The organism is Parendozoicomonas verongulae, assembly GCF_009711465.1.
GTDB classification, from domain to species: domain Bacteria; phylum Pseudomonadota; class Gammaproteobacteria; order Pseudomonadales; family Endozoicomonadaceae; genus Sansalvadorimonas; species Sansalvadorimonas verongulae.
The window spans coordinates 1-12,138 of the sequence record NZ_SMME01000766.1 but is presented as its reverse complement, the minus strand read 5'-3'; the positions used below and the strand labels follow the sequence as shown (position 1 = coordinate 12,138).

Annotated in this window: 10 protein-coding genes; 1 reads left to right on the top strand and 9 read right to left on the bottom strand. The window is 49.4% G+C overall.

Going from position 1 to position 12,138, the window contains the following annotated elements; all coding sequences use genetic code 11:
- The 8 genes from E1189_RS05905 to E1189_RS05870 form a co-directional block, all read right to left on the bottom strand.
- Window positions 1–879 (bottom strand): cadherin repeat domain-containing protein (locus E1189_RS05905; protein WP_155159119.1); only part of this gene is annotated, 879 nt, incomplete at its 3' end.
- 83 nt (window positions 880–962) lie between these two features.
- Window positions 963–2,255 (bottom strand): HlyD family type I secretion periplasmic adaptor subunit, encoded by a 1,293-nt coding sequence (locus tag E1189_RS05900; RefSeq protein WP_329601916.1) that lies wholly within the window; start codon window positions 2,253–2,255, stop codon window positions 963–965.
- Between the two features lie 5 nt (window positions 2,256–2,260).
- Window positions 2,261–4,015, bottom strand: a complete 1,755-nt coding sequence (locus E1189_RS05895) for an ATP-binding cassette domain-containing protein (RefSeq protein ID WP_155159117.1) — start codon at window positions 4,013–4,015, stop codon at window positions 2,261–2,263.
- A 200-nt stretch (window positions 4,016–4,215) separates the two neighbouring features.
- Window positions 4,216–4,899 carry a response regulator transcription factor gene (locus E1189_RS05890; protein WP_155159116.1) on the bottom strand — a complete coding sequence of 228 codons (684 nt, stop codon included), beginning with the start codon at window positions 4,897–4,899 and terminating at the stop codon, window positions 4,216–4,218.
- A gap of 5 nt (window positions 4,900–4,904) precedes the next feature.
- On the bottom strand, window positions 4,905–6,821 hold the full coding sequence (locus tag E1189_RS05885; protein ID WP_155159115.1) for a sensor histidine kinase: 1,917 nt from the start codon (window positions 6,819–6,821) through the stop codon (window positions 4,905–4,907).
- Window positions 6,822–6,943: 122 nt separating this feature from the next.
- Window positions 6,944–8,749, bottom strand: a complete 1,806-nt coding sequence (locus E1189_RS05880) for a sodium:solute symporter family protein (protein ID WP_155159114.1) — start codon at window positions 8,747–8,749, stop codon at window positions 6,944–6,946.
- Between the two features lie 2 nt (window positions 8,750–8,751).
- A complete protein-coding gene (locus E1189_RS05875; protein ID WP_155159113.1) occupies window positions 8,752–9,021 on the bottom strand; it encodes a DUF4212 domain-containing protein in 270 nt (89 codons plus the stop codon).
- A 71-nt stretch (window positions 9,022–9,092) separates the two neighbouring features.
- The gene (locus E1189_RS05870) at window positions 9,093–10,139 is read right to left on the bottom strand and encodes a protein kinase family protein (RefSeq protein WP_230460205.1); all 1,047 of its coding nucleotides are present in this window, start codon (window positions 10,137–10,139) and stop codon (window positions 9,093–9,095) included.
- Between the two features lie 323 nt (window positions 10,140–10,462).
- Between E1189_RS05870 and E1189_RS05865 the strand changes: the two genes are divergently transcribed.
- Window positions 10,463–11,107, top strand: a complete 645-nt coding sequence (locus tag E1189_RS05865) for a response regulator transcription factor (protein WP_155159111.1) — start codon at window positions 10,463–10,465, stop codon at window positions 11,105–11,107.
- Here the strand turns inward: E1189_RS05865 and E1189_RS05860 are convergent.
- On the bottom strand, window positions 11,104–12,138 hold a 1,035-nt coding region (locus E1189_RS05860), incomplete at its 5' end, for a hypothetical protein (protein WP_230460204.1). The two genes, E1189_RS05865 and E1189_RS05860, sit on opposite strands and share 4 nt — an antisense overlap.

Sequence of the window (12,138 nt, the reverse complement as noted above, 5' to 3'; positions counted from 1 at the left end):
GACGTTCACTGTCGCCTGATCGGTGCCACCCTCACCATCATTCGCCTCAACAATGAGGCTATAGTCACCCAGCTCCCCATCATCAATATCCTGAGTAACACGAATCTCACCAGTATCAGGGTCAAGAACAAACAAACCACTGTCGTTCCCCTGAGTGATGCGGTATGTCACCAGATCACCATTGATATCAGCACTGGAGACAGTGCCAACAACAGTTCCGGCCGTTATGCCCTCAAGGGCGGAAAAGCGATACTGGTCATTATCAATGCCATCGGTTTCATTGATAAAGTCTGGGGCGAAATTTATCTGAGGCGTGTTACTTGAGGCTGGAAGAACAACATCATCCTCAATATCAGGTTGGTCATTGTCATTCGCTGTCGTTTCAAAACCGGCAGAAGGGCTCCCAACCAAACCACTCAGCTCGGCAATAACCTGCCCACCAAAACCGCTATTACCCGCCGGAGCCTCAGGTGGCTCACCGGGCTGACCAGCCTCAGGCGCAGGAAGGTTTTCAATGTCTTCTACGGCAATCTCTTCTTCAACACCGGCCTCGGAAGCGGGAAGTATGGAGTCAGGGGCAACGCCATTAGCTAAGGCATCTTGAATCGCGGCAATATCAAAGCTATCGGAGAAGCCAGAAGCTATTTGTTCAAGCGCATTAAGAGACAGTGTTATCTCCTGACCAGCACTCAATTCAATAACATTATTAGCTACCAAATTAATATGAACAGCACCATCGGCCCCGGTCATAATCACTTCATTACGATGAACTATGTCTCCGACCGTCAAGGGGCGACGATCTCCATCAGCGGTTATAGCAACCACTTCACCAGCAGAAAAATGTACCTTACCTACAGCAATATCAACGACGCTTTCCATATCATCTATCCCCGTTCAGGTCGATAACCTTCCGGGCTCCCCCCAGTTAGAATTTTTGGCTTATTTTAAAATTATTATTGTGCCTAGCGTTCCGAGAACGCCAACTGCTTAGCCCGCAGTACAGGTTTCAGCAGGTAATCCAGTAAAGTTTTCTTGCCGGTGAGGATATCCACGGTTGTCACCATTCCGGCGATAATAGGGCGACTCTGCTCTTCGTCTCCCAGATAGCTGTTCTTTGTTTTTATACGGGCGAGATAAAAGCTCTCGCCTTCTTCGTCGATAATCGTATCCGCACTGATATGAACGAGTTCGCCATCAATACCGCCATAAATGGTGAAGTCGTAAGCGGTAAAGCGAACAGTGGCTTTTTGCCCTGGGTGAAGAAATGCAATATCTTCCGGGCGAATGCGGGCCTCCACTTCCAGAGTGTCGTCTACGGGTATCAACTCCATTATTTTCATACCGGGTTGAACCACACCACCTTCAGTATTCACAAGAATCTGTTTTACAACCCCCTTCATCGGGGCGCGTACGCGGGTTCTTTCTACCTGATCGGCAACGGCTATGTCTTTGGCAGAGAGCTCTTCCAACTGGGCAAGAACATCGTTCATTTCCGCCCGAGCTTTATTACTGAAAGTCAGCTCGGTTTCGCGAATCCGCTGCCGTGTTTCCTGCTGCTGGGCCTGAATACGTTCAAAGTTTTCGATAGCAATTTGCTTTTCACCGCGGGTATCACTGACCTGCCGCTCAAGCCTTATCAGTTCCACCCGAGATACGGCCCCCTCTGCTTCCAGCTCTTTTGAAAGGGTCAGTTCTTCATTCATTAAAGCCAAACGACGATCCAACAGCTTTCGCTGAGCTGCAATCTCATCCAACTGCTGCTTCTGCTGATTCAGCTGCTGTACAAATACGCCAACGCTGCTGGCCAGTTCCTGCTTACGACTGGTGAAGAGTTCCAGTTCGCGCATAGCCAGCTCAGGCGCATTCTTTTTCAGCTCCACTGACATAACAGGTTCACCTGACTCAACTTCCGCTTTCAAGCGCCCCAGACGTGCCTGCAAAGCAAACTGATTCGCAAACTGCCCTTCGCGGGTGGCCGCAAATCGAGTATCGTCCATCACCAGCAGAACCTGCCCCTGTTCAACCAACTCCCCTTCCGACACCAGAATATCTTTGACGATACCGCCCTCGAGGTTTTGCACATCCTGAACCTGACTGGACGGAATCACCTTACCCATTCCCCGGGTAATCTCATCAATCTCACACCAGGCAGCCCAGGCAATAAAAGCCACTATCGTAAACAAGGTGAGAAATATCAGAGGTCGGCTGCCTCTGGAGATAGAGGCAATCTCTTCATCGGACGCCTGATGCCACACATCTGTCAAAGCGCAGCCTCCGTCGTCTTTCTTTTCAGGGAGGCTGAAGTGGACATGCCCGCAAGCATATCCCGCGCAGCGCCCTGGGCTTTTATCTCTCCCTGGTCAAACACGACAATGCTATCCATAGCATCCAGAAGATTGAGTTTATGAGTAACAAGAACAACCGTTACGCCCTCTAACTCCCTGAGCAGTTTCAGGAAGCGCGCTTCGGCCTGATTGTCCATGGCGCTGGTTGGCTCATCCATTAACAGAGCTTCAGGGCGAGTAACCAGTGCCCTTGCCAGAGACACGGCTTGAACCTGCCCGCCAGACAAGTGCCGTCCACCTTCGCCAACCTGAAAATCCAGCCCTGCACTTCCAGCCTGCACAATTCCTGCCAAGCCCGATTTATCCAGCGCTTCAAGAATGTCACTGTCGCTGATACCTGAACGCCCCATCGTGATGTTGTTACGCAAGGATGTATTAAACATCTCACTATTTTGAGGAACATAACCCACATGCCTGCGCAACCAGGTTGGGTTTAGCTGTCTCATATCGATATTCTGAAGGGAGAGATGACCTTCCGTCGGCTCCTGAAGCCCCGCAAGCAGTTGCAGGAAAGTGCTCTTTCCTGACCCCATACGTCCCAACACTGCCAATTTGTGTCCAGCAGGGATTGTCAGGCTAAGGTCTTTTAACAAAGGCGGGCATTCTGGGTAGGAAAACGACACCCGGTTCACCAACCAGCCCCCCTCAAACATCTCAGGTTCCAGGAATTGGCGTTGCTCTGGATATTCCTGAGGAAGGTTCATGATGCCACCAGCATAATCCAGCGCCTGTACCGCTTTCTCATACTGGTTCAGTAAGCTGATCACCTGAGACACTGGTGCACCACAGCGTCCGGAAATCATCATCATGGCAATCAGGCCTCCCATGGACAGGTTGCCACTGCTAATCAGATACACACCCCAAATCACCAATACCACCGTATTGATCTGCAAAAAGAAGGTGGTGGTCTGGATGGAAATAGCGTGCAGCTTGCGAATTAAAAGGTTGGCATCAGCCACCTCTCTATTCAGTGTGCTCCAGCGCTGTTCATTCTGCTGTTCCACATTGCAGGATTTTACCGACACTAACCCCACCAGCAGCTCCATCAAATAGTTTTGTCTCTCAGCCGAGGACTGTTGCTGGCGAGCAATCACCCGTTGCAAAGGCCGGTTCACCGCCCATGCCACCAGTAGCGCGAGGCCAATACACGTCACCGGAACCATAACCAGCCAGCCGCCAATCCATACAACCAGCCCGAGAAACAACACCACAAAAGGCAGGTCGATAAACGCCATGACAGACGTTGAGGTGATGAAACTGCGGATGCTGTCGAATTCAGAAAGGCTGTTCATCAGTGTGCCGGTACTGCCGGGGCGAGCAGCCAGCTTTGATCCAAGCAGGCGATCAATCAAACGGGAAGAAAGGGTCAAGTCAATCTGACGACCTGCCAGATCAATATAACGGGTGCGGAGGAGACGAATGACAAACTCCAGGCTAAACGCCAAAAGCACTCCGACAGCCAGCATCCACAGGGTTTCATAAGCCTGATTTGGTACGACTCTGTCGTACACATTCATGACAAATAAAGGAGAAACAAGAGCAAAAAGGTTAACCAGCAGGCTGGCTAAAAGTACATCGCGATACACCCGCCAATAGGGCGTTACTGCCCGCCAGAACCAGGCGTAAGGCGTTGTCAGCTTTGATGCAGGTATGCCACCATGGTCAGGCACATTAGCCACCCTTTATATTCTTTTTTATCACTTATTTTGCAGGCTTTACAAAGCCCTTCTTCTATCGTGACTGTATTTGAAGGTTTTGTGATCTGCAACACATTTAACAGATACAGAGCTAATGACTTCACGACCCGTTTATTCTATAGACCTCCTGCATACATAGGCTGACAAAAGCTGACCCTTGGCGTTGACATGAGCTAAACCTCAGTATCAATCTGCACAGTAAGCTGATAACCAAGCCCTCTGGCTGCTTTAATAAATTCGGTAGTGGGAGACACTTTTTTCAGTTTTTTCCGCAGGCGGCTGACGATAGCTTCAAGGCGTCGTTCATCGTAGTTCATATAGTCCTGCCCCAATGCTTCCGAGAGCCGTTTTCGGGACACAGCTGCAAAGCCAGACCCAGCCAGAGCCTTCATAATAAGGCCTTCTGCCGCTGTTAAATCAATCACTTCCCCACTACCAAGAATCAGCCTCCGTCCGGAGCTTTGCAGCCGGGCATTCTCTCCTATCTGGCTCTCAACTCGTATTCGCCGGTGAATGCTTTCCATAACCGCGTTCAGCTCTGCTACATCAACAGGCTTGGTCAAATAGATATCTGCCCCGCTCTCAAAGCCCTGTATGCGATCCGACAAGCCTCCCCGTGCGGTAAGCATCACAACACCCAGCCCTGGTGTCCCCTTAAGTTTGTGGGCCACACTCAAACCATCCTCATCCGGTAGCCCCAAATCCAGTACAACAATATCAAGAGCAGGTTTCCCTTCCATAAACGCGTAAAACAGGCGCGCACATGAAAAAGAAGACACATGATGACCGGCATGCTTTAAGAGAAACTCCAGCTCCAGTCGTAAATCCGGATTATCTTCAACAATGGCAACATCCATTTTTATTATCTCCCTTTATCAAACTCGCAGCGAAAACAGGCTCCCCCCAACCGGGATGGCAAACATGCAATTCGCCCCTTATGACGTTCAATAATCTGCTGGGCAATATACAGGCCGAGCCCCAAACCGGGTTTGCCGCTGTGTTCCCCTGCCCGGAAAAACTTCTCAAAGATTTTTCCCCTTTGCTCCTGGGGAATACCCTGCCCCTGGTCGTCTACCTGCCAGTAAAAGCCGTTATCGGATTCACCAGCTGATACCAGAACAGCCTTGTCATCGGAATATTTCAAAGCATTCTCTATCAGGTTGAAACATGTCAGCTTTAAAGCAGCTTGATTTCCCAGGATAAAAGCAGCCTGCACTGTTCCATCCCACTGAATACGTTCATGCTGATCCACTGGAAACTCACTGATAACCTTCTGACTTAACGTCACCAAATCAACCTGAGCATCCGGTTGCCAGATTTCCCCATTCAGCCCGTCTTTCTTTAAACCCAGTTCCAGAAGGGTTGCCATTCGCTTTACAGCACTTTGAATACGGCTATAACGCGTTTTATGAAAACTGTCGGGGTTCTGATCCATTGCCTTCAGAGATTGCACAGACATATCCACAACCGCCAGTGGCGTACGAATCTCATGGGTAATCATGGCCAGAAAACGGGACTGTTCTTCCCGAATTTTTCGCTCCCGCTCCACCTCTGCATTCACTCGCGTCGCATCTTCCAATGCACGATTACGTTCCTGCAAAACATCCTTCACCCGATACATCAAAACAACCTGAAGAACGGCAATTTGAAGAATGCCTCCCTGAGTCTGACTGAAAATGCTAAACAACGAAGGCGATAGCCACCCACCTGTAAATAACTGGTTGGGAATCAGCAAAAGAGCGTGGGGCAGATAGGCGACACCCAGCAGTTTCTGGCTGCCGCTCTCTCCCTTCAGAATCAACCGCAACGCCGAAACCATTGTTAAGCCCGTTACTACAATACCAACGGGCACCATAACCTCGGTGACATAGCTGTAAGCATTCCCGCCTATCACACCTGCAAAAATCTGAGCAATCGCAAAAGCAAAGAGAAGGTAATATAACGGCAACAGCCACCACTCTTTCTTTTTATCCACCAGCAGCTGCATAAAAAACATATAAGCGAATAACCAGCTGAAGCCAAGACTGATACTGAGTGGTCGTGATGTCAGGAGCTGCCACTCGCTCCAGAAGAAGCTGGAGATCAGCCCGGCTCCTTCAAGAATGCTAAATGCTCCAAAGCCCACATAACCGGCAAACAGGCCATACAGGCCCACGCGGGTTATCCACCAGCCCAGCAGGTTAAAAACAAACACCAGCAGCATTGCACCAATCACAAGGCCGATGCGGAAGCTGTTTCTTTCACTTTGTATAAGGAAGGCATCCGGTGCCATAAGAGCAGGTAATATAGCCAGAGTTGTTCCTGTTCTTACACGAAGATAAAGCGTGGAATGGCCTTCTGGAATATCAAGGTGCGTCTGCAAAGCATCCGGCAAGATATAACCAACCTCGCTATAATCCCGCCGACCAATGGATTCCGAAGCCACAACAGTTCCGCCCTGCTCAAGCCAAAAGTCCACATGGTCGAGATAACTGGGGCTGATTTTTAAAATCCAGTCGGATCGAATACTTTGCGGCCGTTTAAGAGGAATACGAAACCACACGACATCCCTTGTATAACCCAATGCGGGGAAGGGCCTGGAGAGCTGAAATTCGGTTGATTTATTCAGTATTTCTTCAAAGGTGAATTGCGTTTCCGGGTCCTGCAAAACCTCTATGGAATTTTCCAGCAAGTAAACATCCCCGGAGCCAAGCTCCACGGCCTGAGCATTGGCACTGAATACCCAGTAAGCAGCACTCACCCAAACAGGCAACAGCCATTTCCATCTCTGGCGTCTCATCGCCTTCCTTTCTTTTTATTATTTTTATTGAAAATACTGTTAAATTCCTACCTCTTTTTCAACAAACAAAAAGAGCCCCGAAGGACTCTTTTTAAACAGCACATTAAACTCTACGATTTTAATCAGGAAACGCTGGCAGGCTGACCTTTCGCATCATCAACATGGGCACTTTCCACACCACCGCTTGTCGGAACACGAATATCTTCCACCATATCCTGAATCTCCTTAGGGGGCGCAGCGGTAAGATGACAAACCACTAACGACACTCCAAAGTTCAGTAACATACCAACCGTACCAATACCTTCTGGCGATACGCCGAACAGCCAGTTCTCAGCATGGCTTGCACCGGGGTTAATAAACTTGAAGTACACGATATAGCTGAAGGTAAACACGAGCCCCACAATCATGCCGGATACCGCGCCTTCCTTATTCATGCGTTTGTAGAAGATACCCATCAGAATGGCCGGGAAGAACGAAGCCGCCGCCAGACCAAAGGCAAAGGCCACTACCTGCGCCACGAAGGCGGGAGGGTAAATACCAAACAAACCGGCGACAACAACAGCCACAGCAGCTGCAGCACGTGCTGCCAGCAGTTCCTGCTTATCGGAGATGTTTGGCATCAGGTTACGCTTGAGCAAATCGTGGGAGATCGAGGTTGAAATCACCAGCAGCAAACCTGCAGCGGTCGACAGTGCCGCCGCCAGACCACCCGCCGCAACCAGTGCGATAACCCAGCCGGGAAGCTGTGCAATTTCAGGATTCGCCAGAACCATAATGTCACGATCAACATACAGCTCATTATTGTTGGCCGTGACGTTGTTAGACACCAGTCGCTCACCGTTTACACCACGCTCGTCAGTGAACTGAGGGCTGCCTTCCATCGGTTTGCCGGGGTGGTACTGAATCTTGCCGTCAGCGTTCTTATCCGTCCAGGCAATCAGGCCGGAGTTTTCCCAGTTGGAGAACCATTCTGGCAGTTCCTGATATTTGGCATCACTCACCGTATTCAGCAGGTTAATGCGGGCAAAGCTGGCAACCGCAGGAGCAGTGGTATACAGAATGGCGATAAACAACAGTGCGTAACCGGCAGACTTTCGCGCATCGCGCACCGTTGGTGTGGTGAAAAAGCGCACAATCACGTGAGGCAAACCAGCGGTGCCCACCATCAGTGCCATGGTGATAAAGAACATATCAATGGTAGATTTACTGCCATCGGTGTACTGGGCAAAGCCAAGCTCTTCCGAAAGACCATTGAGTTTCTCCAGCACCGACATATCAGATCCCACCACATTAGAGCCAAAGCCCAGCTGTGGAATAGGATTACCGGTAATCATCATACTGATAAAAATAGCTGGCACCATAAAGGCGAAGATCATCACGCAATACTGGGCAACCTGGGTGTAGGTAATGCCTTTCATGCCACCGAGAACCGCATAAAAGAACACGATCCCCATACCGATCATGACACCGACATTGATGTCCACTTCCAGATAACGGGAGAACACAATGCCCACACCGCGCATCTGGCCTGCTACATAGGTGAATGAGATAAAGATCACACAGACTACCGCCACAACCCGGGCCAGCTGGGAGTAATACCGTTCACCCACAAAGTCGGGCACTGTGAACTTCCCGAACTTACGCAGATAAGGTGCAAGACACATGGCCAACAGCACATAACCGCCGGTCCAGCCCATCAGGTACACAGCACCGTCACGGCCGACAAACGAGATAATGCCCGCCATGGAGATAAACGATGCGGCCGACATCCAGTCTGCACCGGTAGCCATACCATTGGCTATGGGATGAACGCCTTTACCGGCTACATAATATTCACCGGTAGAACCGGCACGGGAACGAATGGCGATAAAGATATAGAGAGCAAAACTGGCACCGACAAAGAGGTAAGTCAGCATTTGAGTATCCATGCTTACACCTCCTTCTCATCAACATTGTATTTGTGATCCAGACGATTCATCTGCCACACATATACAAAGATCAGCGCCACAAAGGTGTAGATAGAACCCTGCTGGGCAAACCAGAAGCCCAGAGGGAAACCACCAATGACGATTTTATCCAGTGTATCGACAAAGAGAATGCCGCATCCAAACGACACTGCAAACCACACGCAGAGCAGCATCAGAAGTACACGCAGATTCTCTTTCCAGTAAGCGGCCGCTGCCGCCTTACCATCACTCATAGGAGGATCTCCCATTTTATTGTTATTGTTTTTGGGCTTAAAACTGTATGCCAAGGCTACACTAGCAAGTGCTAATACTTTCGTCTCTTAGACTTTGGGCTATAGTCCTCGCTATCAGAGACATCAGCACAGGCAGTAAGACTTTCTCCTCCTGTCAAAACCAGCTTACTCATTGCCGCCTCAGTATCCTTAACCCATCTTTCGGGCGGGCACCGGTCTTTCTCCTCTAAAGACACACACTTAGTCATTAAATAAAACAGCTGATCAATGGCCTCAGGCTGCGGATCCTTTTTAATCACTCGGTTAAGCGGAGCAAGTTGGCTGAAAAATGCAGGTACCAGCGAGTGTATTCTGCCACCTTTCACCTCCCAGACCTTACAGTAAGGACGCCCCGCCAACACACACCGCAAAACATGCCCAAATGCAAATGTCTCAGTGTTAATATTGTTTAACGCCTGTTTAAAAATCAGCTCCGGTGCTACATAGCCGTGGGAATTGTAGTCATATCCAAGCCCACTGTTTTTCTTGCCTATGGGTATTGCTATGCCAAAGTCACCGATAACAGCTTTCTTATCGTGGGTAACAAAAATATTGCGAGTGGAAATATCTCGATGGAGAATTTTTCGGTCTGCTACCAGATAATAGAGACCACTGGCTATGTCTTTGCAGAATGATACAAGATCACCGGTATTGTAGGTTTCTGTTGTTTGGGGAGCACCTGTAACAGCATTACCTAAATTAGAGATGTAGCAGGGCATAGCCAGATAAGCACAATCCAGCTCCTGATAAAACCCAAGGGCCGTGACAATATTAGGGTGATTCAGATTTCTGAGTAACTCCCACTCATGAGCAAGATCCTTCATGGCATTCTTTTTTCCCATTTTCGTTACGCCATCGGACTCCTTCACGGCGAGAAATTGAGGTGTGCCTGAAGACATAGAAGAATGGGGTGAAGGAGACGATGCCGTATCCATTGGGGGGGATAGCGTTAGAGCATTGACTTTCAAGACATTCCCGAAACCTCCGCGGCCGAGCAAAACACCACCCTGTTTTCGACGCTCTACCAGCACGATCATTTCACTCTCGGTCAGCCGCCTTACAGTTCCGGACGAACTCATCCGAGATGATGATACAGGGGGAGAGTCCCTACGGTCACTCGTCTCTTCCTTAATAGGCTGATGCTTATAAAAACCTTGGGGTTGATAAGAGCTTTTACCCCCAGTCGCTCCGGAAAACTTGTCCATAAATCGTCCCTGACCTCTTAACTGTTGAATGTTCACATTAGACTTGTTAAAAAAGGCACAGTTTCAGGGAAGTGAGCATTGGTAAGTATATCTAACATACTGCTGCAGCGAACTAACAAAAACAGCCACATCTAATAGGTTTGACTGCCTCACCAAGCACTGGCACCCTCTATTCAAACAACAAAAAAAGCCGGCTTATGAACTACCGGATTCTTATCACAGAAGATCATCCCCTGTTTCGCAGCGCACTGGTTACCGCTCTGACTCAGGGAATAGATAGCGTATCTCTAAAAGAGAGCAGCAGCTTTTCTGAACTTCAGCAGCATCTTGAGTCTGGCGAAACCCCAGACCTTATTCTGCTCGACCTGCACATTCCCGGGGCCCGTGAGTTTTCCGCATTGCTCTACCTGCGCACTCACTTTCCAGACATTCCGGTTGCCATTATCTCCGCTCGTGAAGAGGGGAGTGTGATTCGCCAGTCTCTTGAATACGGTACTTGTGGATTTATCCCCAAATCTGCTTCTCTGGAGGTGTTAACCTCCGCTGTGCGCACCATGCTCGATGGCGATGTATGGACGCCGCCTGATCTGGGGAGCACGCAGGAAGACGACAGTTCTGACAATGTACAGCTCATGGAGAAAGTCTCAACGCTTACTCCACAGCAATTCAAAGTACTGGGTATGCTCAGGGATGGGTTGCGAAACAAACAGATCGCCTGGGAATTGCAGGTTTCAGAAGCCTGTATAAAAGCCCACGCCACAGCCATCTTCCGAAAGCTTGGCGTGAACAATCGCACTCAGGCCGTTATTGTTTTACAGCAGCTGGAAGTGGTGGAGAGTTAAACCTTAGAGCCACCATTTTCTTCCATTTTTTCAGATGCTTCTGATTTGGAAGTACCAAACACATTAAGGCCACTCATCAACATTAAACCCGACTCCTGAGAACCAGCCTCGTCCATTTTTTTAGATGTTTCTGTGGGGGTATCAGACACGGCAAGGGCACTCATCCCCGACATTAAATCCACCTCCTGAGGGGGTGAACCAGCCTCGTCCATCTTTTTAGATGCTACTGATTGGGGCATTTTAAACCTGGTAAGGGCATTCACGCCTAAAGTTAAACCAATACTCTGATAACACAATCCGGCCTCCTTAACCTCCCCCTCAATCAACAGGGTGAAATACCTCTGTAGATAATTAATGGCAGATGGTGTTTCCTCCTTGGAATAAGGCCATTTCTCTTTATGGCCAGGCCACACTTCCCAAAACACGTCCCCCCTATACTCTTCCAGCATTGTGAGAGACTCTCTCATACACATCAGTGTCACTTTCGCTGATACGGACAAGTCATCCTTAAACGCTTCCGTATTTCCGCGAAGGGTCGCCTCCACATATTTAGGGTCTGAATAGGCAAACAGAATACCCAGCACCCGGGATAAGGCGACCTCACCAGCACAGGGAATGACAGCATTGTAATCGATACCTAACCGGGAAGTACCACCAGCCTTTACTCTGCGATAATCCTCACGAAGCGCATCAGGCTTATCACCAAGCAGGCCATCAGGGTACTCAAAAATACGGATATCATCTCCAGACACCCGCACAGCAAATTCGTCGTTACATTTCATCAGTTCAGACACTTCCGCCAGACTAAACCCGAACATAACGTGCAGAGCTTCGCGAATATCAATAATCACAGCCTGGCTGTTATCAACCATAAAGGGCCGCAGTCTGGCAGCCTTTTCTCCATATTCACCTGGCAGCATGGACGCCAGCCACAGCACACCTGTGGCCATCCTGCCGCCATAGGTTTTCAGCATAGCCTGCATATCTTTAAGTCCTTTCAGAACAGCATGGGATCGCACCGCGACTTGCTG

Coding starts and splice junctions, on each gene's coding strand:
- E1189_RS05890 (WP_155159116.1), bottom strand. CDS start 4,899: ATGGATGTTGCCATTGTTGAAGATAATCCGGATTTACGACTGGAGCTG.
- E1189_RS05885 (WP_155159115.1), bottom strand. CDS start 6,821: ATGAGACGCCAGAGATGGAAATGGCTGTTGCCTGTTTGGGTGAGTGCT.
- E1189_RS05880 (WP_155159114.1), bottom strand. CDS start 8,749: ATGGATACTCAAATGCTGACTTACCTCTTTGTCGGTGCCAGTTTTGCT.
- E1189_RS05875 (WP_155159113.1), bottom strand. CDS start 9,021: ATGAGTGATGGTAAGGCGGCAGCGGCCGCTTACTGGAAAGAGAATCTG.
- E1189_RS05870 (WP_230460205.1), bottom strand. CDS start 10,139: ATGAGTTCGTCCGGAACTGTAAGGCGGCTGACCGAGAGTGAAATGATC.
- E1189_RS05865 (WP_155159111.1), top strand. CDS start 10,463: ATGAACTACCGGATTCTTATCACAGAAGATCATCCCCTGTTTCGCAGC.